This window comes from Bradyrhizobium sp. USDA 223 (genome assembly GCF_044909005.1).
Taxonomy (GTDB): domain Bacteria; phylum Pseudomonadota; class Alphaproteobacteria; order Rhizobiales; family Xanthobacteraceae; genus Bradyrhizobium; species Bradyrhizobium yuanmingense.
In genome coordinates this window covers 1,702,778-1,724,553 of record NZ_JBIYDR010000001.1, presented here as the reverse complement: position 1 = coordinate 1,724,553, position 21,776 = coordinate 1,702,778, and the positions used below count along the sequence as shown (strand labels likewise).

Sequence of the window (21,776 nt, the reverse complement as noted above, 5' to 3'; positions counted from 1 at the left end):
CGGTGTCCGTTAGACGATGAAAGCGACGGCTACAATGCCGACGATATCTGGTCAAACGATGACAGCGCTCAGTGCCCCCGGCCCGACAGCCGCAGCACGAACACCAGCACCTCGGCGACGGCCTTGTAGAGATCCGGCGGGATCTCGTCGCCGAGTTCGACCTTCGACAGCGCGCCGGCCAGGACCTCGTTCTCCTCGATCGGAATATCGTGGGCCTTGGCGATCTCGACGATCTTTTCGCCGATCGTGCCCTTGCCTTTGGCGACGACGACGGGCGCGCCGGATCCCTTCTCGTAATGCAGCGCGATCGCGAGCTTGGAGGGATCGCTCATGTGGCGCGATCCAGGAAGTGGCCGGCGCGGGCCGGCGCCGGTGGCGGCGGCATGCCGTCGCGGACCACGATATCGCCGGGCTTGAGCTCGGCCTTCGTCAAGGCCTGGCTGAGCTCACCGATGCCGGCGCGGAGCTGCTGCGCCGTGGCCGGCCGCTCCGCCCACATCCGAACGAAGGTCTTGTCGCCGTTCAGCGTGATCAGCGCATGCACGGGTCCGGCCGGCTCGACATCAAGAGAGAAGCGTGCGCGCCAGGCGCGCTTGGCGAAATCGGCCGATTCGTTGCCGCCATCGCGCGAGATCTCGAACTGCGCCATCGCGGTGCCTTGCGGCGTCGCGAACGGAATCTCGAAATTCCACTGCGGCGCGGCCGGATCGATGCGGTGGCCGCTGGCGTCGCTGCGATCGGGAAGCGATGCGATTTGCAGCAAAGTCTGCCGCGCGATCGCCGCATCGGTGTCGTCGAGCAGACGATGCACGGTCGCAGCCAGCGGCGCGTCCGGCGCGAGCGCCGGTGCGGCGATGGACTGAGGCGCCGGCAGCGCACCGCGGATCGGCGGAGGTGTCGGATGTGCGGCCGCCTCGAAGAGATGGGCGTCCGGCACGGACTTGTTGGAGCCCGGCACGTTGCCGGTCAGGCGCGGCAGATTTTCCGTGACCTCCTGCAGCAGGCTCGCGGCAAGACCCGCGGACATGGTGCGCGACGTCAAAGCTTGCGGATTGTTGCCCGCCACATCGGCCAGCAGAGCGGCAGCAAGTGCACCGCGCGACGCTTGCGCCGGCCGGGCCAGTTCCGGCAACGCCGCTTGGGCCGTTTCGCCCGCCAGCGCGGAGGCTGCGGTCTGCGTCGTGGCCGCAGCACTCGCCGGCAGCGCCACACCTTGCGCAGTTGCCTGCGGCGCGCCGGAGGTCGATGCCAGAGTCTGGCGCAACACCAGCAGTGCGGCCTTCAAGTCCGGGATCGCGCCGGAGGACGGCGTTGTGCCTGCGGCCAACGAGGCCTCGAGAAACAGTCCGGACTTCTGGAACGCGGATTCGATATCGCCGCCGTCGAGGGCTGCGTTGAGCGGCGTCTGCTGCGCCAGCACAGCGAGCACGGCCTGCTTCAGCCCAGCGGGCAGATTGCTACTCGTCACGACGGAGGCCAGGTTGGCGAACAGCGGCGCCTGGCTGCCCTGCTTGGTCGCGGCCTCGGCGGAGGCCGTTGCAACGGCGACCTGCTCGGACGGAGTGAGGGTGTTCCGTGCCGTGGCCACCGGCGGCGCCAGCGGCGGGCTCTCCACCAGCGAGGCCGCCCGCGGCGTCAGCGTGACCTGATCTCCCGCCGCCTCGCCTGCCCCGCCCATGACCGCGAGGCGAATGGTGCCGTTGCTCTGCGAGACCGCGAGCTGGAGATTCTGCCCCGGCGTCAGCGCCACCTCCGACATCACGTCCATCGAGAGGTTGGCGATCGCGATCCGCACCAGATTGTCGGCGAGCACGCTGACCACCCTGGCATCGACCACACTGCCGGCCTGAAGCATGAGATCCGGCGTCGCCGCATCAGCCGGGCGGCCGGCAGCGTTGACGGGAGCAATGGAGGTGACCGGCGTCGGCATCTCGGCAGCCTTAGGGAATGCCGGCCACCGTAACCGCTGCGTCGTAAACCTCTCGTTAAGGACCTCAGATGGCCGGCTGCTTCACCGCCGCCAGAACCGTCACGGCGGCCTGGAAATCCTTCAAGCGGGCGGCACGGCGGGCGGCCGCCTCCTCGTCCACGCCCCATTGCTCCACGTTCCAGTCCTCGTCGACATGGGCGGCGGCCCAGACCTGATCGGCATCGCGCACGCCCTGGTCCAGCGCCAGCGCGAGCAGCGCCGAGCCGGTCAGGGTGGTCACCATGTGGAGCGCGGCGACCGACCAAGGGTTGCCGGGCAGCGCGGCCCGTGCGGCCTTCACCGCCTCGTCCGGCTGCTTCACGTGCATCACACCCTCCGACAGGATGAAATGCGCACCCAGCGTCTGCGCCGCCCAGAACAGCACGGGATCCCAATGCGCGGCCTCGCGGGCGACCAGTCCCTCGGGATGGCCGGCGCGATAGAATAGCAGGTCAGATTCGAAATATTTGGCGAGGTCGTCGCTGACGTCGTCGACGCGGTCGATGACGCCCTCGACCACGCTGTTGGCGATGCGCGTCAACGGCATGGTCATGGGATCGATCGTGTCACCTTGGGCGGCCCATTCCGCGGCGACGCAATCTGCGAGCGCGCGCGTCGGGATCACCACCTGGCGGCCGGAGGGCGTGCGGATCGGCTTGCCGTCGAGAGTGATGGCGAAGCCGCCCTCGGCATCGGCGACGCCGGCTTCCTTATAAAAGCGCTTGCGCAGCGGCGTGCGGGTGGACGCGCGCGCCGATTCCTGGGGATCCGGCGCGGGCTGACTTGCTGCTTCTTCGAACAATTCGCGCATGTCGGTTTTTGGTTCCTGTCGTCAGTCGAATTACCAGTGTCGTCACGGCCTCGCCAGTAGGACCAGGAGTGCTGCTAGCTAGTTCGCACACATGCGCGCGTACGTGCCGCGATCGGCCGGGCCCAGTCCTGCGGCTGCGCCGTCGTGGAGACATTTCGTGACGCGATCGCTGAACGAATTGCGCGGGAGCGGCTGGTAGTTGTAGCGCGGCGGCGCGTCGAATTGCGGAACCTTGGGCACCTCGATCTTCGGCGGCGGTGGCGGCGCAGGCAGCGGCGGAGCAAGCCGCGAGGCGCCGGGCGAGACATATTGCGCGTGGGCAGCCTGCCCTACGAACAGCGCCGCCAACAGCGCAAAGCAGGTCGATGCTCGTCTCATGGGGGACATTTCGTGCGCCTGCCGCCCCCATTCAACCTCGCTATTCTTCCGGCGCGTTCTCGATCGGATCAAATCTGGTTGCGTCCAGCCCCAGCAGGTTCCACGACTGCTGCATGTGCGGTGGCAACGGCGCGGTGGCGTCGATCACGCCGCCGCGCGGATGCGGGATGACGATGCGCCGTGCGAGCAGATGCAACCGGTTCTGCAGGCCGCCTGGCAACTGCCAGTTCTCGATGTTGAAATATTTGGGATCGCCGACGATGGGATGGCCGATATGGGCCATGTGGGCGCGCAGCTGGTGGGTGCGGCCCGTCACCGGCTTCAGCGACACCCAGGTCAGCTTGTTGCCGGCGGTCTCGACCACGGCGTAGTACGTCACCGCGTGACTGGCGCCCTCATCGCCATGCTGGGCGATGCGCATGATGGTGTCGTCCTCGCCCTCCTCCTTCGCAAGGAAGGTCGAGATGCGGCCCTGCTTCGGCTTCGGCAGGCCCGGCACCAGGGCCCAATAGACCTTTCGCGCCGAGCGCGAGCGGAACGCGCCGGTCAGGTGTGAGGCAGCGAAGCGCGTCTTGGCGATCAGCAGACACCCCGAGGTCTCGCGATCGATGCGGTGCACGAGGCGCGGCTTCTGGCCCTTGGCATCGCGCATCACCTCAAGCATCTGGTCGATGTGCCGCGTCATGCCCGAGCCGCCCTGCACGGCAAGGCCGGCAGGCTTGTTCAGGACGAGAACGTCGTCGTCCTCCCAGATCGTCATCTCCTTCAGCGCCTTCAGCGTCTTCTGCGCGGCCTCCGAGAGCGGGCCTGCCGCCTTCGGCGCGTCGAGCTTCAGCGGCGGAATGCGGACGCTCTGTCCCTCCTCCAGCCGGTCTTTGCTGTCGACGCGCTTGCCGTCGACACGCAGCTCGCCTTTGCGCACGACACGCTGGATGTGGGAGAACGACAGGCCGGGAAAGCGCGCTTCCAAGAAACGGTCAACGCGCATGTTGTTCTCGTCCGCCGTGACCGTGACGGTCTGCACCTTGGTCGGCAGCAGCGCCTCGACGGACTTTTCAGGCGCAGGCCTCTCCTGGACCGCTTTGGGCGGACGCCGCTCGGCGCGCTCGCCGACAAAGCGCTGCGGCTTCCCGCCGGGCTTGCCGCCCGGACGCGGCCCGGCCCTCTTCGCGCTACGCGCCTGATGCGCCTGCGAGTCGTCGCGTTCGTCACGCGACCGCGGCTTTGGGTTCATTCTCTTGATGCGGCGGCTCATGGTTGCCTGCGTACCCTAAAAGCGGCCTTCCGTCACGACGAAATGGCCGCTTCTAGCGCGAGTCGCCCCGCTCCTTGCGCAGCTTGGCCCAGTAATCCAGCCGCTTCCTGATCTCGCGCTCAAAACCGCGCTCGGGCGGGTCGTAGAAGGTTTGGCGGCCGAGCGCTTCCGGGAAGTAGTCCTGGCCGGAGAAGGCGTCCGGCGCATCATGGTCGTATTCGTAGCCGGAGCCGTAGCCTTCGGACTTCATCAGCTTGGTCGGGGAATTGAGGATGTGCTTTGGCGGCAGCAGCGAGCCGGCCTGCTTAGCGACCTGCATCGCGGTGCCGAAGGCGGTGTAGACCGCGTTCGATTTCGGCGCGGTGGCGAGATAGACCACGGCCTGGGCGATGGCGAGCTCGCCCTCGGGATGGCCGAGGAAGTCGAAGGCGTCCTTGGCGGCATTGGCGATGACGAGCGCCTGCGGATCGGCCAGCCCGATGTCCTCGACCGCCATGCGCACAACGCGGCGGGCCAGGAACAGCGGGTCCTCGCCGGCGTCCAACATGCGCGCGAGGTAATACAGCGCGGCATCGGGATCGGAGCCGCGCACCGATTTATGCAGCGCCGAGATCAAATTGTAGTGGCCGTCGGCCGATTTGTCGTAGATCGGCGCGCGGCGCTGCAGGATCTCCTGCAGCTGCACGGCATTGAAAATCTCGTCCGCCCGCGCCGAACGCCAGACCTCTTCGGCGAGCGTCAACGACGCACGGCCATCGCCGTCGGCCATGCGCACCAGCACCGCGCGCGCCTCCGCATCGAGCGGCAGCTTCCTGCCCTCGACGGCTTCGGCATGCAGGAACAGCTTTTCGATCGCGGCGGCATCGAGCGAGCGAAACACCAGCACGCGCGCACGCGAGAGCAACGCCGCATTGAGCTCGAAGGACGGGTTCTCGGTGGTGGCGCCGACCATGACGACGGTGCCATCTTCCATCACGGGCAGAAAAGAGTCCTGCTGGGCGCGGTTGAATCTGTGCACCTCATCGACGAACAGCAGCGTGCCCTTGCCCATCTCGCGGCGGGCGCGCGCGGCATCGAACGCCTTCTTGAGGTCGGCGACGCCGGAGAACACCGCCGAGATCTGCTCGAAATGCAGATCCGTCGCGTCAGCCAGGAGCCGTGCCACCGTGGTCTTGCCGGTGCCGGGCGGGCCCCAGAACACCAGCGAGCCGAGCGTGCGCGTCTCCAGCATGCGCGTCAGCGCACCGTCCGGGCCGAGGATGTGATCCTGGCCGACGACCTCTGACAGCGCGCGCGGGCGCAGCCGGTCCGGCAGCGGATGCGGAGCATCGTGATCGAGCCCCGCCGCGGCAAAGAGAGTCGGTGTCTCCGTTGGTCGCTTCGGACTCATCCGCCCAGCGTGACGTTGATCTGCTGGCCGCCGCGCACCAGCGTAATGCGCCAGATCCGTGCCCGTTCACCTGCGGCCTTCTCGAGGTCACCGGTCTTGCTGATCTTCTGGTTGTTGACGGCCAGGATGATGTCGCCCTTCTGGAAGCCGACACTCGCAGCCGCCGTATCGCCGCCGATATCGGTGATCACGACGCCTTCGGTGTCGGCATCCAGACGCAGCTCATCGGCGAACGGCCGGCGTGATGGTCGAAACCTTCGCGCCCTGGAACGGCGAGCGCGCGGTGACGACGAGCTCGTTGCGCCCGGTGTCGGGCGCGGTCTCCAGCGCTACCGTGAGCTTCACCGACTTGCCGCCGCGCTGCACGTCGAGCTGCGCGGTGCCGCCGAGCGGACGGGTTGCGAAGCGATAGTCGAACGCGTTGGGATCATCCACGATCTGGCCGTCGATCCCGGTGATGAGGTCGGAGGATTTCAGGCCGGCTTTCGCCGCCGGACCGTTCGACACCACGCTCGCGACCAGCGCACCGGTCGGCGAGCGCAAGCCGAGGCTCTCGGCGATGTCGGGCGTCACCGCCTGCAATTTCGCACCGAGCCAGGGCCGCTTCACAGCCTTGCCGCCGCTCTTGGCGGAGGCGACGACGACGCGCACCATGTTGGCGGGAATCGCAAAGCCGATGCCTTGCGAGCCGCCGGAGCGCGAATAGATCGCGGTGTTGATGCCGGCGAGCTTGCCGCCCATGTCGACCAGCGCGCCGCCGGAATTGCCGGGATTGATCGCCGCATCGGTCTGAATGAAGAACTGATAGTCGGTGATGCCGACTTGCGTGCGCGCCAGCGCTGAAATGATACCCTGGGTCACGGTCTGGCCGACGCCGAACGGATTGCCGATCGCGAGCACGACGTCGCCGACCAAGAGCTCATCGGAATTGGTGAAGTCCAGCGTCGGGAACTTCTCCTTGCTGTCCTTCAGGCGCAGCACGGCAAGATCGGTCCGGGAATCCTTGAGCAGGATCTCGGCCTCGAACTCGCGCTTGTCCGACAGCGACACCTTCACCTGGTCGGCGCCCTCGATGACGTGGACGTTGGTGACGACGAGGCCGGAGGCATCGACGATGACGCCGGAGCCGAGCGAGCGCTGCATCTGCTCGGGCTGCTGGCCCGGCACACCGAAGAAGCGGCGGAAGATCGGATCGTCCAGTAGCGGATTGCGGTTCTGCACCACCTTTGCGGCATAGACGTTGACGACCGCCGGCTGCACCCGCTGCACGATCGGCGCATAGGACATCCGCAGCTCGGCCGGCGACGACGGGACCCGACGGTCCTGCGCAGCAGTCGGATTGAGGGTGGCCGAAAAGGCTACGCACAGCGCCGTGAGGGCCGCAGTCCAGGTCGCTCGAAACATTCCTACCTCTTGGAAATGACGCCGGAATATAGGCGCGTTCGCCTCCCAATAGAAGAGCGCCGGAGGGCAATATTCGGCCGCCTCGAAGCCGTGTCCGGGATGCAAGGGTGCCGTGCGAATCGGCAATTTGCCCAGCGGCGGATTGGCATGATGTGCGTCATCTTGCATGGTGGTGTGAGGCGGATTCGGTTGCGGCGAATTTGCATCAGTAGGAACCGACGCAACCGCTCGCAGCGTCGCGGGGCAGTCATCGATCACACCTAGGCTCTCCGTTCGCGACTTGGGGAAAACAGTCAAACGATGGAGGCGTAACGTGAGCAAAAAAAGAACTGCGGCCGCAGCGATTGGTCTCGCCGGCGCGCTGGCGGCCTCGCAGGCCCAGGCCCAGTCGGCAAGCAGCAGCGAGCAGGAGATCGCGCTGTTGAAGCAGCAGTTGAAGATGCTCGAACAGAAGCTCGACAAGCTGCAGAGCCAGACCGCGGCGAACACGGCCGCCGCGGCAAAGGCGAAAGCCGAAACCAAGGCAGAGGCCAAGGCCGAGGCGCGCGCGGAGGCAAAGGCCGCGGTGGCCAATGCCAACGCGGCAATCCCCGTCAAGGGGCCCGCGCTGGCATCCGGCGTCGTCGTGACGATGCCGAACAACCGGCCGACGATCTGCACCGCCGACCAGGCCAACTGCGTCGCCATCACCAGCCGCCTGCATTGGGATGTCGGCGGCTACGACTATCGTCCCAACACCGCGGCGACGGTGCCGCAGAAGCTTGACAGCGGCCAGAACGTCCGCCGCGCGCGCATCGGTGTCACCGGCAAGTTCTTCCACGATTGGAACTTCGCCCTCGTCTACGATTTCGGCGGCTCGTCCGACGGATTTGGCGGCGCCGCGCCGGGATCGCTGCCCGGCGGCGGCGTCTCCGGCGTCGAAAACGCCTATATCAGCTATACCGGCCTGAAACCGTTCGGCGGCAAGATGGCGATCGAGGCCGGCATCATGGATCTGCCATACACGCTCGACGAAGCGACGAGCTCGAACGACATCATGTTCATGGAGCGCGCCTCGCCCGGCGTGATCGCGACCAACATCGCTGCCGGTGACTTCCGTTCCGCGGCCGGTGCGCGCTGGTTCAACGACCAGCTCTGGATCGGCGGCTATGTCACGGGACCGACGACCGGTGCGATCCATTCCGCCTCAAGCGCGGCGCCGCCCGGCACCAGCGAGCAATATGGTGCCGTGGCGCGCGTGGCCGGCAATCCGATCAGCACCAAGGACTACTCGGTGCATATCGGCGCCAATGCGCAATGGCTGATCCAGCCGCCGCGCAATCTGATCGCCAACACCCAGACGGTCACGCTCAGCGATCGTCCGGAATTGCGGCTCGACCCGACCACGCTGATCTCGACCGGCGCTATCGCCAATGCCTCGGGCGCGCAGGTCTACAGCGTCGAGGCGGCGGCGACCTACGGTCCGTTCATCGTCCAGGGCGAGTATTTCTGGTACAATGTCGATCGCACCGCCAACACAGCCGTGCCGCTGACGGGTGCACCGAGCCTGAAATTCCAAGGCGGCTACGCGCAGGCCGGCTATGTGCTGACCGGCGAAGGCCGGTCCTACAATGCGGCGAACGCGGCCTATAGCGGCGTCAAGCCGGCGCATCCGTTCTCGCTCGACGGCGGCGGCTGGGGCGCGTGGGAGATCGCAGGACGGTTCTCGACGATCGACCTCAACGATCAGCTCGCGACGGCGAGCGGCGTCGCAGGCGGCCGGCAGACCGTCTATACGCTCGCGCTCAACTGGTACGTCAACGGCAACGTGCGCGTCATGCTCGACTATCTGCACGGCACGGTATCGCGACAGGCCTCGCCGATCTCGACCGCCGACGTCGGCTCGAAGTTCGACGCGGTCGCGATGCGCACGCAATTCGCGTTCTAAATTTACACCCTCTCCCTCAGGGAGAGGTCGCGCCGAAGGCGCGGGTGAGGGGTTACGCTCCATTGAGGATGCCGCGCCCCCTCACCCGAATTGCTCCGCAATTCGACCTCTCCCCGTCGGGGAGAGGTGACGGCACCGCCCCCTCACCTTCATCACGCCGCGCGCTTCTTCTTCACGACCATGGGCGGCGGCGCGCAGGACAACCGCTCCTGGTGGCTCTCGCCCCAGGCCTTCAGGATGTCGATCACGGGCCTCAGGCTCTCGCCCAGCTCGGACAGGCAATACTCCACGCGCGGCGGCACCTCGGCATAGACCTTGCGGATGACGAGTTGGTCTTCCTCCAGCGCGCGCAGCTGCTTCGTCAACATGCGCTGGGTGATGCCGGGCATCCGGCGGCGCAATTCGCCGAAGCGCTGGGTGCCGCTCTGCAGGTGGTAAAGGATCACGCCCTTCCACTTGCCGTCGATCAGGTCCAGCGTCGCTTCGACCGAGCAGCCCGGGCGCCGGGCAAAATCGCGCCGTTTCATGCGTGTTTTCCCAATAGTATCCAAACAGGGACTATATCCCCGAATTTACAGTACTTGCCAATTTGAAGCCAGGGCGACAGTTAGAGCGGCAGGCGAACAGCCCATCTGATGGAGACAAGCCATGAAGGCCGTCGGCTACAAGAAATCGCTTCCGATTGAGGATGCGGATTCACTGATCGATTTCGAGACCGCCAAGCCCGAGCCCAAGGGGCGCGACATCCGCGTCGCCGTGAAGGCGATCTCGGCCAATCCGGTCGACTACAAAGTGCGCAAGCGCGCCGCCCCGCCCGAGGGCGAGACGAAAATCCTCGGCTACGACGCGGCCGGCGTGGTCGATGCCGTCGGTCCCGACGTGACGCTGTTCAAGCCGGGCGACGAGGTGTTCTACGCCGGCTCGATCCTGCGTCAGGGCACCAACGCCGAATTCCACCTGGTCGACGAGCGCATCGTCGGCAACAAGCCGAAGAGCCTGTCGTTCGCGCAAGCCGCCGCTCTTCCCCTCACCTCCATCACCGCCTGGGAGCTGCTGTTCGACCGGCTCGGCGCAGTGCCGGGCAAGAGCGTCGATCCGCGCACCCTCTTGATCACCGGCGGCGCCGGCGGCGTCGGCTCGATCCTGATCCAGCTCGCCCGCCGCCTCACCGGGCTGACGGTGCTTGCCACCGCCACGCGGCGGGAATCGCAGAAATGGTGTCTCGACCTCGGCGCGCATGCGGTGATCGACCATGGCAAGCCGATGAAGGAGCAGATCGAGAAACTGAAGCTGCCGCCGGTCGCACTCGTGGCCAGCCTCACCTTTACCGACCAGCACTACAAGGCGATTGCGGAATTCATGGCACCGCAGGGCAAGTTCGGCCTGATCGACGATCCTCCGGAGTTCACGATTGCCGCATTCAAGGGCAAGGCGATCTCGGTGCATTGGGAATCGATGTTCACGCGCTCCTCGTTCCAGACCCCTGACATGATCGCGCAGCATCATCTGCTCAATGATGTGGCAGACCTTATCGATAAAGGCGTGTTGCGCACCACACTCGACCAAACTTTCGGCACGATCAACGCCGCCAACCTCAAGCGCGCGCACGCGCTGCTGGAGAGCGGCAAGTCGCGCGGCAAGATCGTGCTGGAGGGGTGGTAGGCTTGGCACTCCGCGTCAATTGAGGCATCATGCATCTGCGGTCCCGGAAAAGAGGGTCGCCCCCGCCCTCCGGGACCAGCAACAAGCAGATTGATGATGACCGAACCATGCGACCTTTCGGCGGTCGCGGCACGCGCGCTGATCGGCCAACGCAAGCTATCCCCCGTCGAGCTCACGGATAGCTGCATCCGCCGCATCGAAGCGGTCGATCCGGCGGTCAACGCCGTCGTTGCGCGCTCGTTCGAAACCGCGCGCAAGTCGGCGCGCGAGCGCGAGGCCGCCGTGATGCGCGGTGACACCCTCGGCGCCGTGCACGGGTTGCCGCTCGGTGTCAAAGACCTGATCGACGCCGAAGAATTGCCGACCAGCTTCGGCAGCGTGCTGTTCGCGGACAATGTCGCCTCGCAGGACGAGGCCATCGTCGCGATGCTCAAGCGCGAGGGCGCGATCGTCATCGGCAAGACGAACGTGCCGGAATGGGGCGCCGGAGGCAATACGCGCAACGCCGTCTATGGCGCGACCGGCAATCCCTTCGATCCCAATCGATCCGCCGCCGGTTCGTCGGGTGGATCGGCCGTCGCACTCGCCACTGGGATGGTGTCGCTCGCGACCGGATCCGATACCGGCGGCTCGGTACGGAATCCGGCATCCTTTTGCGGCGTGGTCGGATTCCGGCCCTCGCCAGGACTGATCGCCAGCAACAGCCGCAACATGGCCTGGCTGCAGATCTCGCAACTCGGACCGATGGCGAGAACCGTGTCGGACGCTTGCCTCATGCTGTCCTGCATGCTGGATCGTGACGCCCGCGATCCATTATCGGCGATCCTTCATGCCGGCGGTGCGCCTTCGCCAGTGCTCTATCGCAATCCGCTGCGCGTCGATCTCTCCGCGCTCCGCATTGCTGCGACCACCGATTTCGGCTTTGCGCCGACCGAGGGGGCGGTCGCCCGCGCCTTCGCGCAGAAGCTCACTTCGTTCGAAACTGTATTTCGCGGAGTCGAATGGACCCATCCTGATTGCACCGGCGCCGACGAGGTGTTCAGCATCCTGCGCGCCGTCGCATTCCTCGGCCGCCACCGCGAGCTCGTGGAGAAGTTTCCGGACAAGGTCGGGCCCAACGTTCGCGACAATGTTGCGGAGGGGCTCGGCTATTCCGCTGCCGACGTGGCGCGTGCGCTCTCGATGCAGACCGACCTTTACCGGCGCTGGCAGACCTTCTTCGCGGATCACGATTTCATTCTCGCGCCTGCGGTCACCATCAGCCCACGGCCGTGGTCGGAGCTCTATCCAGCCGAGATCGACGGCCGGCCGACCAAGAGCTATTTCCACTGGCTCGCGCTCGCCTATGCCGTCACCAATGTCGGCCATCCCACCGTCGCAATCCCGGCCGGACGGGACGAGGCCGGCCTGCCGTTCGGCATCCAGGTGATCGGCCCGCGCGGCGGCGATCTCTTAACGCTCGCGGTCGCGCGCGAAATCGAAGCGGTGCTTGCCGCCAATCCGGACACCGCCCGCCCCGTTCCCGACATTGCATGGCTTGCCAAACAGCCGCCAATTGCGGGCAAGCCGGGATTTCTCGCCTTCGATTGAACCTCACCTGCGGAAAAACGACACGATGAAAACAACCTTCCTGACGCTCGCGCTCGCCGCCATCGGCTCGATCAGCGTCAACTCGCTAGCAACCGCGCAATCGACCTATCCCGAGAAATCCCTGCAATTGATCGTCCCGTTTCCGCCGGGCGGAGCCTCCGACGTGGTGGCCCGCATCATCGGCGGCGAGCTCGAAGCGCGGCTCGGCAAGCCCGTGATCATCATGAACCGTCCCGGCGGCGGCACCACGATCGCCGCCAAGGAGGTCGCGCGCGCGGCGCCCGATGGATACACGCTGTTCTTCAGCTCGAATTCGAGCTTCACTTTGCCGGCCGCCGTGAAGGAGAGCGTTCCTTACGACGCGGCCAAGGATTTTGAACCGCTCGGCCGGGTCGGCAAGATCACCCTGGCGCTGGTCACCTACAAGGACAATCCGGTCAAGGATCTGCCCGCGCTGGTCGCGGAGGCAAAGGCCAATCCGGACAAGCTGTCGCTGGCCTCCTTCGGCGTCGCCACGGTGTCGCATTTCGCCGGCGAGTTGTTCAAGTCGAATGCCGGAATCAAGATGGTCCACCTGCCCTACAAGGGCAGCGCGCCGGCCATGAACGATCTCATCGGCAAGCACATTCAATACCATGTCGACACCGTGATCGCCGTTAAACCGCAAATCGAGGCCGGCGCCGTCAAGGTGATGGCCGTGTTCTCGAGCCAGCGCACACCATTCCTGCCCGAGGTACCGACATTGGCAGAGCTCGGCTATCCCGCCATCGACTTCTCGTCATGGGGCGCGGTGGTCGCACCCAAGGGGCTGCCGCCACCGGTTCGCGACAAGCTCACGGCGACGCTGGAGGAGATCATCAACAGCCCCTCGGTTGCCGAGCGCTTCGTCAAGGTCGGTTTCGAGCCCGGCTTCGCACGCTTCGACGACTGGGCCGGTGCGGTGACCAAGGAGACGGCCAAGATGAAGGAGATCGCGCAGAAGGCAGGGATCAAGGACGAGTAGCCGATCGCCTACGGCGTCAATACGCCTTCGACAAGCAGCAGCCTGCGCTCCAGTGCGCTCGCGCGCAGCTTCAGGGCTTCGGCATACTCGGAGGAGGCGTACCACTCCTTCAGCCGCGCCATCGTCGGGAACTCCGCGATGACGATGGCGTTGGGTGGTGGACCGCCCTCCAGCAGCTCGGCCTGACCGCCGCGGACGAGATAACGCCCGCCATACTGCGTGATCGTCTTGGCAGCCAGCGCGCGATAGGCTTCGAATGCGGCGGGATCGCGCACCTCGACCTCCGAGATCACATAGGCGGCCATGCGCATCTCTCAGGCGATCGTGTTGACGATGCCGCCTTCCGCGCGCAGCGCTGCGCCGTTTGTGGCGGATGCCTCCTTCGAGGCGACATAGACCACCATGTTGGCGATCTCGTCGACGCTGGCGAAGCGCTGCAGCAGCGAGCTCGGGCGATGCTGCTTGACGAAGTTGGCGGCGGCTTCATCCACGGACTGGCCGTTCTGCCTGGCGAGATCCTTGACGAACGTCTCGACGCCCTCCGACATGGTCGGGCCTGGCAGCACGGAATTGACGGTGACGCCGGTGCCAGCGGTGAGCTGCGCCAGGCCGCGCGCGACCGAAAGCTGGGCCGTCTTGGTCATGCCGTAGTGGATCATCTCGACGGGAATGTTGAGCCCGGATTCCGAGGAGATGAAGACGATGCGGCCCCAATTGCGCGCGAGCATGCCCTTCATGTACGCGCGCGACAGGCGCACGCCGCTCATCACATTCACCTCGAAGAATCGGCTCCAGTCCTCGTCGGGGATGTCGAAGAAATCCTTGGGCTCGAAGATGCCGGCATTGTTGATGAGGATGTCGACCTCGGGCAGCGCCGCTACGAGTGCCTTACAGCCTGCCGCGGTCGAGACGTCGGCCGCGATGCCGCGGACCTTGGCGCCCGTCCCTTCCAGCCTGCGCACCGCCGCATCGACCTTGTCCTGGCTGCGGCCGTTGATCACGACGCTGGCGCCGGAGTCTGCGAGGCCCTTGGCGATGGCGTGGCCGATGCCGGCCGTCGAGCCGGTGACGAGGGCGGTCTTGCCGGAAAGGTCGATCTTCATGCGTTATCTCCATGGATGTGGATGGAGATATCGGAAGCGGCTCCTTCAGCCGCAATCAGGGCTCACCGACGCGTGAGGAGCGTGAATGCCGGGCACGGCGCGCGAAGAGCGCGCCTTTGCCAACCCGACCGTTCCAACAAAAAAGCGGCGTCGAAGACGCCGCTTTTGAAACTTCACGCCGGTCGGGCTTACGCCGCCTCGGCTTCCTTCTCCTGCACCGGGCCGGAATCCTGGCCCTTGGCATCGACATCGCGATCGACGAACTCGATCACGGCCATCGCGGCGTTGTCGCCGTAGCGGAAGCCGGCCTTGATGATGCGGGTGTAGCCGCCCTGGCGGTCCTTGTAGCGGGTCGCGAGCGTATCGAAGAGCTTCTTGACCATGTCGACGTCGCGCAGCTCGGAGATGGCCTGACGGCGCAGCGACAGGCCGCCCTTCTTGCCGAGAGTGACGAGCTTCTCGACGATCGGGCGAAGCTCCTTGGCCTTGGGCAGCGTGGTGACGATCTGCTCGTGCTTGATCAGCGCGGCCGCCATGTTGGCGAACATCGCCTTGCGGTGCTCGGCCGTGCGGTTGAGCTTCCGATGAACCTTGCCGTGACGCATGTGTGTAGTCCTTCTTCGATTGTGTCGCGGTGGTTCAGCGACTGGTTTTCAGGTGGGCTTCCTGCGTTCGCCCTAGGCTGCGAGTGGCGAATGGTGAGTAGCGAATAGATCTTCTTCCCCTATTCGCCACTCCCACCTCGCCATTCGCTCAGTAATGATCCTCGAAGCGCTTGGCGAGCTCGTCGATGTTCTCCGGCGGCCAGCCCGGCACTTCCATGCCGAGGTGCAGACCCATCTGAGCCAGCACTTCCTTGATCTCGTTCAGCGACTTGCGGCCGAAGTTCGGGGTGCGGAGCATTTCCGCTTCGCTCTTCTGCACGAGGTCGCCGATGTAGACGATGTTGTCGTTCTTCAGGCAGTTGGCCGAACGCACCGACAGCTCGAGCTCGTCCACCTTCTTGAGGAAGGCCGGGTTGAAGGCGAGGTCCGGGATGATCTCCTGGGCGACTTCCTTGCGCGGCTCTTCGAAGTTGACGAACACGTTGAGCTGATCCTGCAGGATGCGGGCGGCGTAGGCCACCGAATCATCCGGCGTGATCGCGCCGTTGGTCTCGATCGTCATGGTCAGCTTGTCGTAGTCGAGGATCTGGCCCTCGCGGGTGTTCTCGACCTTGTAGGAGACCTTGCGGACCGGCGAGTACAGGCTGTCGACCGGGATCAGGCCGATCGGCGCGTCCTCGGGACGGTTGCGCTCGGCGGGCACGTAGCCCTTGCCGGTCGAGACCGTGAACTCCATGCGGATCTCGGCGCCCTCGTCGAGCGTGCAGATCTGCAGATCGGGGTTGAGCACGACCACATCGCCGACGGTCTGGATGTCGCCGGCGGTGACGACACCCGGGCCCTGCTTCTTCACGACCATGCGCTTGGGGCCTTCGCCCTGCATCTTGATCGAGATGTCCTTGATGTTGAGCACGATGTCGGTGACGTCCTCACGGACGCCCGCGATGGAGGAGAACTCGTGCAGCACGCCGTCGATGTGCACCGACTGCACCGCCGCACCCTGGAGCGAGGAGAGCAGGATGCGGCGCAGCGCATTGCCGAGGGTCTGGCCGAAGCCACGCTCGAGCGGCTCGGCGACGATGGTCGCGAAACGCGAGGGATCGCTGCCGGGCGTGACCTGGAGCTTGTTCGGCCGAATCAGTTCTTGCCAATTTTTCTGGATCGTCACTGTTTCACCCATACAGGCCAGTCAATTTGACGGTGCAAATACTGGCGTTGGAGAAAGGCCGCAGATCATTCCCGCGGCTTCTTGCAAAGTCGCCGCGGGCGCCGACGCGCCCGCAGCTCGTCAAAATCAAACGCGCCGACGCTTGCGGGGACGGCAACCGTTGTGCGGGATCGTGGTCACGTCGCGGATCGAGGTGACGGTGAAGCCGGCGGCCTGGAGCGCGCGGAGCGCCGATTCGCGGCCCGAACCGGGACCGGCGACCTCGACTTCCAGCGTGCGCATGCCGTGCTCCTGCGCCTTCTTGGAGACGTCCTCGGCGGCGACCTGCGCGGCATACGGGGTCGACTTGCGCGAGCCCTTGAAGCCCATCGTGCCGGCCGAAGACCAGGCGATCGTGTTGCCCTGCGCGTCGGTGATGGTGATGGTCGTGTTGTTGAACGACGAGTTCACATGCGCGACGCCGGAGGCGATGTTCTTGCGCTCACGACGACGAACGCGGGTGGCTTCCTTGCCCATTGAGTCCCTTTCCTGAAGATCTCAAACGCCGCCGTAATGCCAGCGGCTACACCTATGGAAGCGAATAGCGAGTAGCGAGTGGCGAACAGGGAAGCCCCCTACTCGCCACTCGCCACGTCCAATTCGCCAGTTTACTTCTTCTTGCCGGCGATGGCCTTGGCCGGGCCCTTGCGCGTGCGCGCATTGGTGTGGGTCCGCTGACCGCGCACCGGCAGACCGCGACGATGACGCAGGCCGCGATAACAGCCGAGGTCCATCAGACGCTTGATGTTGATGCCGACCTCACGACGCAGGTCGCCCTCGACGAGATAGTCGCGGTCGATCACTTCGCGGATCTGGAGCACTTCGGCGTCGCTGAGCTGATTGACGCGACGATCCACGGGGATCTTCACCTTCTCGAGGATCTCACCAGCGATCTTCTGGCCGATGCCATGGATGTACTGGAGCGCGATCAGCACGCGCTTGTTGGTGGGAATGTTCACGCCGGCAATACGGGCCACGGCCTTCTCTCCTGTTGCCGATCCCTCGTCAGGAATCGGGCTTTAAGTGCTTGCTTTCTCGGGCAGGTGTTCACAAACGCGAACACGACGCCCACCCCCGGTCTTCCTGGGGCCCGGCATCGTCTGAAACTATCCGACTTGGATGCGGGGCTTATTAGGGGATTCCGGGGGCTTTCGTCAACCGCTGCTAGCGCTTGGCTCGCTTTTTCGTGACCTTTTTTGCGGCCTTTTTGGCACCCTTTTTGACCGTCTTCTTGGCTGCTTTCTTGACGGTTTTCTTGGTGGCTTTCTTGGCCGCCTTCTTTGGGCCTTTCACCGCCGATTTCGTGGCCTTTTTTACCGATTTTGCGCCCTTTTTGGCCGTTTTTGCCGGCCTTGCCGCCGCCTTCTTCCCCGCCTTGGCCTTTTTGGCCGGCGCCGCCTTGGCGGCGCTCCTAGCATGCGTCTTGGGCTCGACCGCCCCCAGAGCCAGCAGCTGGCGGTGGATGGCGCGGGTGACCTCGTCGATCGTCATCATGCCGTCGATGGTCGAGAGCTTCCGCCGCTCGGAATAGTAGTGAATCAGCGGTTCCGTCTGGCTGCGATAGCTGGCCAGCCGCTTGGTCAGGACCTCCGGCGTATCGTCGAGCCGGACCTCCTCGCCGCGCTCCCGCATCTGGGCGACGCGGGTCTCGACGCGGCTCAGAAGCGCGCTCTCATTGACCCGGAGCTCGATCACGGCGTCCAGCTTGAGGTGCTTGCGCTTGAGCAGTTCGTCCAGCGCCTCGGCCTGCGGCACGGTGCGGGGGAAACCGTCGAGGATGAAACCGCTCTTGGCGTCCGGTTGCTCGATGCGATCGGAAATGATTCCCACCACGACGTCATCGGGCACGAGGCCGCCGCTCGCCATGATCTCCTTGGCCTTCAACCCGACCGGGGTGCCGGCCGCAACCGCGGCACGCAGCATCTCGCCAGTCGAGAGCTGGACGATGCCATAGCGCTGCACCAGGAGCTGGGCCTGGGTCCCCTTGCCCGACCCCGGCGGTCCCAGAAGTATAATTCTCATCGGCGTACGCCCCCCGGATTGGTGAGCGACACCTCGCGCACCTGCGTTTTGATATCAAGAACGGTGCAAACCACAACCAGCACTGCACCACCATTGACGACCATACTATAAGGCAGCCCGATCCCGTAAAGCTCGAACACCTCCGGAATCAACTGCAACGCCGTCAGGTAGACGGCTCCGACGACTGTCGTCAATGACACGACGCGATCGAGATAGTCCGCGGTGGCCTCGCCGGGAGCGACACCGGGAATTGCGCCCTCGTGGCGGCTCAGGGATTTGGCGGTGTATTCGGGATCGATCACATAAGCAGTGTAGACGAAGGCGAGCACGAACACGGCGATCGACACGAGGATGAGGTACGCCGGCTGCCCCAGCTGGAGATGCCGGTAGGTTGCGGCAACCAGGGGATGATCGCCTCCCAGGATGAAGCCCGCAAAGGCAAGCGGCAGATAGAATATCCACGGCGCTACGGTGACGGGAATCACGAACCCGGCGCTGTTGAGCTTGATCGGCAGCATTGCATCGCGCACAGGCAGTTGCCGCGTACCGACACTTTGTGCTGCGAACTGGACCCGGATATCTCGCCGCGCACCTTCGACAAGCACGATCACGACGACGATCGCGATCCAGAACACGACATGGCCGAGCACAAGATTGCCCGAGATCGTCCCGCTCCGCACGAGATCCGCGATACCGCCAATGTTTTGCGGAATGGCGACGATGAAGCCGGCACTCAAGATCAGCGCCAAGCCATTGCCAATGCCGTAGCGGGTCATCTGTTCGCTGAGCCACACCAGCACGAAGACGCCGCCGACCATCGAGGCCGTAGCCGTCGTCACGAACCAGCCGTCGGGATTTTTGACGAGGCCCGGGATCGACGTCAGTGCCGAGGCGATGCCGTAGGCCTGGAAGGCCGCAATTCCGAGTGTAAGCCCGAGCGTGGCACGCGCGACCTTACGCCGTCCGCCCTCGCCGGACCGTTCGAGCGAATTCGGGCCGCGCCACACCACGGCCAGCAGCCGGATGAGGATTGCCGCAGTCAGATAGGGAATGAGGCCGAGCGCAAAGATCGAAAGCCGGGAGACGATATCCAGCGTCGGCGAGACGGCGGGGAGATTCAGTCCCGCAATCGGGATCTGCGTACCGAGCCTGAAAAGGAGCAGCGCGCCGATCGTGAAAGCGATACGGCGCGCGAGCTCCCTGCTCATCTACGGCGGCCTCGCAGCTTGGACTTGCGGATCAGACCTTCATACTGGTGCGCCAGCAGATAGCCTTGCACCTGCGCCACCGTGTCCATGGTGACGCTGACGACGATCAGCAGCGAGGTGCCGCCGAAATAGAACGGCACCGAGGCGTAGGAGATCAGGATTTCCGGGATCAAGCAGACGATGGCGAGATAAATCGCACCCAGCACGGTGATGCGCGACAGCACGTAGTCGATGTATTCCGCGGTGCGTTCGCCCGGGCGAATGCCGGGAATGAAGCCGCCATGCTTCTTCAGATTGTCCGCGGTCTCGGTCGGGTTGAACACGATCGCGGTGTAGAAGAAGGCGAAGAACACGATCAGCGCCAGATACATGATCAGGAACAGCGGACGGCCATGGCCGAGCTGGGTGGTGATCCACTGGAACCATTCCGGCCCGCTGCCCGTGTTGAAGTTCGCAACCGTCGTCGGCAAGAGGAGCAGCGAGGATGCGAAGATCGGCGGGATCACGCCGGACGTGTTGAGCTTGAGCGGCAGATGCGAGGACTGGCCCTCGAACATCTTGTTGCCGACCTGGCGCTTCGGATACTGGATCAAGAGGCGGCGCTGGGCGCGCTCCATGAAGACGATGAAGGCGATCACGACGACGGCCATGATGATGACGACCAGGATCAGGCCGGTCGACATCGCGCCCTGACGGCCAAGCTCGAGCATGCCGGCGAGCGCCGCGGGCAACTCGGCGACGATGCCGGCGAGAATGATCAGCGAGATGCCGTTGCCGATGCCGCGCGAGGTGATCTGCTCGCCGAGCCACATCAGGAACATGGTGCCGCCGGTCAGCGTGATCGCCGTGGACAGGCGGAAGAACATGCCGGGCTCGCTGACGACGTTGCCGGCACCTTCGAGGCCGACGGCGATGCCGTAGGACTGGAATGCGGCCAGGATGACGGTCAGATAGCGCGTGTACTGGTTGAGCGTCTTGCGGCCCGCCTCGCCTTCCTTCTTCAGCGCCTCGAGCTGCGGCGAGACGGTGGTGAGGAGCTGGATGATGATCGAGGCCGAGATGTACGGCATGATGTTCAGCGCGAAGATCGCCATGCGGTGGATGCCGCCGCCGGCGAACATGTTGAACATGCCGAGGATGCCGCCCGCCTGGGAGCGGAACACCTGCTCCCAGATGTTGGGATCGATGCCCGGCAGCGGGATATAGGTCCCGAGCCGATAAACGAGCAGCGCACCCAGGGTGAACCAGATGCGCTTCTTCAGTTCGTCGGCCTTGGCAAACGCGCCGAAATTGAGATTGGCTGCCAGTTGTTCCGCTGCAGAGACCATCTTGGACTTTCTCCCGCCGCCTGTTGCGCCGTCATGCCCGCGGCCGGGCTAGTTTAGCGGACGCCGGACATTATCTGGGGCTCGGCTTCGATAAGTCCACGTCCCGCATGCGTAAAGGCCCGCGCGCCGCGGGCCAATGACGCAGTTGTTACGCCGCCTCGCCTTCTTCCTTGGGCTGGGCGAGGATCTTCACCGAGCCGCCGGCCTTCTCGACCGCCGCGATCGCGGTCTTGCTGGCGCCGTGCACTTCGATGTTGAGCTTGGACTTGAGCTCGCCTCGGCCGAGCAGCCGCAGGCCGCCCTTGGCGCGGCGCAGCACGCCGCCCTTCACCAGGGCCTCGACGTTGACGACGCTGCCGGCGTCGATCTTCTTGGCGTCGACCGCTTCCTGGAGCCGGTCGAGATTGATCTCGGCGAACTCGACGCGGAAGATGTTGTTGAAGCCGCGCTTGGGCAGACGGCGATGCATCGGCATCTGGCCGCCTTCGAAACCCTTGATGCGCACGCCCGAGCGCGCGGTCTGGCCCTTGCCGCCGCGGCCGGACTGCTTGCCCTTGCCGGAACCGATGCCGCGGCCGACGCGCATACGCTTCTTGCGCGAGCCGGCGTTGTCGGCGATATCGCTGAGCTTCATCGCCCTTCTCCTTGTGTCTTGCGCACGATCTTCACCGAAAACCGCTTCCCGCTCTCCGGGACCGTGCGCCTTTGCTTACTTCTCGTCGATGATGCGGACGAGATGGTGAACCTTCTCGATCATGCCGCGGACCGCCGGGGTATCCGGCAGTTCGCTGGTGCGGCCGATCTTGTTGAGCTTGAGCCCGATCAGGGTCGAACGCTGCGAGTGATGGCGGCGGATCGCGCTGCCGGTCTGCTCGACCTTGATCGTCTTTGCGGCCTTGGCCATGGGAGTCTAC

22 protein-coding genes and 1 pseudogene are annotated in these 21,776 nt (G+C 65.1%); 4 read left to right on the top strand and 19 right to left on the bottom strand.

Annotated features, from left to right (window positions below):
* Nucleotides 1-68: 68 nt before the first annotated feature.
* The 7 genes and pseudogenes from ABIA40_RS07790 to ABIA40_RS07760 all read right to left on the bottom strand — a co-directional run bounded on the left by ABIA40_RS07790 (nucleotide 69) and on the right by ABIA40_RS07760 (nucleotide 7,207).
* Complete coding sequence (locus ABIA40_RS07790; protein ID WP_271544477.1) at nucleotides 69-332, bottom strand: EscU/YscU/HrcU family type III secretion system export apparatus switch protein; 264 nt, start codon at nucleotides 330-332, stop codon at nucleotides 69-71.
* Complete coding sequence (locus ABIA40_RS07785; RefSeq protein ID WP_404540337.1) at nucleotides 329-1,930, bottom strand: flagellar hook-length control protein FliK; 1,602 nt, start codon at nucleotides 1,928-1,930, stop codon at nucleotides 329-331. Before ABIA40_RS07785 ends, ABIA40_RS07790 begins: the two co-directional genes overlap by 4 nt.
* A 64-nt stretch (nucleotides 1,931-1,994) precedes the next feature.
* Nucleotides 1,995-2,780: an ATP12 family chaperone protein gene (locus tag ABIA40_RS07780; RefSeq protein WP_404540334.1), complete on the bottom strand. Its 786-nt coding sequence runs from the start codon at nucleotides 2,778-2,780 to the stop codon at nucleotides 1,995-1,997.
* A 78-nt stretch (nucleotides 2,781-2,858) separates the two neighbouring features.
* Nucleotides 2,859-3,158, bottom strand: coding sequence for a hypothetical protein (locus ABIA40_RS07775; RefSeq protein ID WP_404540331.1), 300 nt, complete (start codon nucleotides 3,156-3,158; stop codon nucleotides 2,859-2,861).
* A gap of 40 nt (nucleotides 3,159-3,198) precedes the next feature.
* Nucleotides 3,199-4,413, bottom strand: coding sequence for an RluA family pseudouridine synthase (locus ABIA40_RS07770; RefSeq protein WP_157280545.1), 1,215 nt, complete (start codon nucleotides 4,411-4,413; stop codon nucleotides 3,199-3,201).
* Between the two features lie 52 nt (nucleotides 4,414-4,465).
* On the bottom strand, nucleotides 4,466-5,803 hold the full coding sequence (locus tag ABIA40_RS07765; RefSeq protein WP_404540328.1) for a replication-associated recombination protein A: 1,338 nt from the start codon (nucleotides 5,801-5,803) through the stop codon (nucleotides 4,466-4,468).
* Nucleotides 5,800-7,207 (bottom strand): annotated as a pseudogene (locus tag ABIA40_RS07760) (DegQ family serine endoprotease). The gene ABIA40_RS07765 and the pseudogene ABIA40_RS07760 overlap by 4 nt, the downstream one beginning before the upstream one ends.
* A gap of 313 nt (nucleotides 7,208-7,520) precedes the next feature.
* Between ABIA40_RS07760 and ABIA40_RS07755 the strand changes: the two are divergent.
* On the top strand, nucleotides 7,521-9,134 hold the full coding sequence (locus tag ABIA40_RS07755) for an OprO/OprP family phosphate-selective porin (RefSeq protein ID WP_404540325.1): 1,614 nt from the start codon (nucleotides 7,521-7,523) through the stop codon (nucleotides 9,132-9,134).
* Between the two features lie 152 nt (nucleotides 9,135-9,286).
* Here the strand turns inward: ABIA40_RS07755 and ABIA40_RS07750 are convergent, their stop codons facing one another.
* Nucleotides 9,287-9,661, bottom strand: a complete 375-nt coding sequence (locus ABIA40_RS07750; protein WP_404540322.1) for a winged helix-turn-helix transcriptional regulator — start codon at nucleotides 9,659-9,661, stop codon at nucleotides 9,287-9,289.
* Nucleotides 9,662-9,782: 121 nt separating this feature from the next.
* On the opposite strand from ABIA40_RS07750, the gene ABIA40_RS07745 reads away from it, so the two are divergent.
* The 3 genes from ABIA40_RS07745 to ABIA40_RS07735 all read left to right on the top strand — a co-directional run bounded on the left by ABIA40_RS07745 (nucleotide 9,783) and on the right by ABIA40_RS07735 (nucleotide 13,389).
* On the top strand, nucleotides 9,783-10,796 hold the full coding sequence (locus ABIA40_RS07745; protein WP_404540319.1) for a zinc-binding alcohol dehydrogenase family protein: 1,014 nt from the start codon (nucleotides 9,783-9,785) through the stop codon (nucleotides 10,794-10,796).
* 96 nt (nucleotides 10,797-10,892) lie between these two features.
* Nucleotides 10,893-12,386 (top strand): amidase, encoded by a 1,494-nt coding sequence (locus ABIA40_RS07740; protein WP_404540316.1) that lies wholly within the window; start codon nucleotides 10,893-10,895, stop codon nucleotides 12,384-12,386.
* A gap of 25 nt (nucleotides 12,387-12,411) precedes the next feature.
* A complete protein-coding gene (locus tag ABIA40_RS07735; protein ID WP_404540313.1) occupies nucleotides 12,412-13,389 on the top strand; it encodes a Bug family tripartite tricarboxylate transporter substrate binding protein in 978 nt (325 codons plus the stop codon).
* A gap of 8 nt (nucleotides 13,390-13,397) precedes the next feature.
* Here the strand turns inward: ABIA40_RS07735 and ABIA40_RS07730 are convergent, their stop codons facing one another.
* The 11 genes from ABIA40_RS07730 to rpmD form a co-directional block, all read right to left on the bottom strand.
* Nucleotides 13,398-13,694: a DUF1330 domain-containing protein gene (locus tag ABIA40_RS07730; RefSeq protein ID WP_157280550.1), complete on the bottom strand. Its 297-nt coding sequence runs from the start codon at nucleotides 13,692-13,694 to the stop codon at nucleotides 13,398-13,400.
* A gap of 9 nt (nucleotides 13,695-13,703) precedes the next feature.
* Nucleotides 13,704-14,492 carry an SDR family NAD(P)-dependent oxidoreductase gene (locus ABIA40_RS07725; protein WP_157280551.1) on the bottom strand — a complete coding sequence of 263 codons (789 nt, stop codon included), beginning with the start codon at nucleotides 14,490-14,492 and terminating at the stop codon, nucleotides 13,704-13,706.
* Between the two features lie 188 nt (nucleotides 14,493-14,680).
* Nucleotides 14,681-15,097 (bottom strand): 50S ribosomal protein L17, encoded by a 417-nt coding sequence (gene rplQ / locus ABIA40_RS07720; RefSeq protein WP_025036979.1) that lies wholly within the window; start codon nucleotides 15,095-15,097, stop codon nucleotides 14,681-14,683.
* Nucleotides 15,098-15,245: 148 nt separating this feature from the next.
* Nucleotides 15,246-16,277: a DNA-directed RNA polymerase subunit alpha gene (locus tag ABIA40_RS07715; protein WP_029674561.1), complete on the bottom strand. Its 1,032-nt coding sequence runs from the start codon at nucleotides 16,275-16,277 to the stop codon at nucleotides 15,246-15,248.
* Between the two features lie 114 nt (nucleotides 16,278-16,391).
* Nucleotides 16,392-16,781 carry a 30S ribosomal protein S11 gene (gene rpsK, locus ABIA40_RS07710; RefSeq protein ID WP_007603045.1) on the bottom strand — a complete coding sequence of 130 codons (390 nt, stop codon included), beginning with the start codon at nucleotides 16,779-16,781 and terminating at the stop codon, nucleotides 16,392-16,394.
* Nucleotides 16,782-16,912: 131 nt separating this feature from the next.
* Nucleotides 16,913-17,281 (bottom strand): 30S ribosomal protein S13, encoded by a 369-nt coding sequence (gene rpsM / locus ABIA40_RS07705; protein ID WP_008549231.1) that lies wholly within the window; start codon nucleotides 17,279-17,281, stop codon nucleotides 16,913-16,915.
* Nucleotides 17,282-17,468: 187 nt separating this feature from the next.
* On the bottom strand, nucleotides 17,469-18,326 hold the full coding sequence (locus tag ABIA40_RS07700) for an adenylate kinase (RefSeq protein ID WP_275498945.1): 858 nt from the start codon (nucleotides 18,324-18,326) through the stop codon (nucleotides 17,469-17,471).
* A complete protein-coding gene (locus ABIA40_RS07695; protein ID WP_404540308.1) occupies nucleotides 18,323-19,534 on the bottom strand; it encodes a preprotein translocase subunit SecY in 1,212 nt (403 codons plus the stop codon). Before ABIA40_RS07695 ends, ABIA40_RS07700 begins: the two co-directional genes overlap by 4 nt.
* Entirely contained in the window at nucleotides 19,531-20,862 is a 1,332-nt protein-coding gene (secY, locus tag ABIA40_RS07690; protein WP_157280554.1) for a preprotein translocase subunit SecY, read from the bottom strand. The genes ABIA40_RS07695 and secY overlap by 4 nt, the downstream gene beginning before the upstream one ends.
* Nucleotides 20,863-21,010: 148 nt before the next feature.
* Nucleotides 21,011-21,496, bottom strand: coding sequence for a 50S ribosomal protein L15 (gene rplO, locus ABIA40_RS07685; RefSeq protein ID WP_036011044.1), 486 nt, complete (start codon nucleotides 21,494-21,496; stop codon nucleotides 21,011-21,013).
* Nucleotides 21,497-21,571: 75 nt separating this feature from the next.
* A complete protein-coding gene (gene rpmD, locus ABIA40_RS07680; protein ID WP_025036984.1) occupies nucleotides 21,572-21,766 on the bottom strand; it encodes a 50S ribosomal protein L30 in 195 nt (64 codons plus the stop codon).
* Between the last annotated feature and the right edge of the window lie 10 nt (nucleotides 21,767-21,776).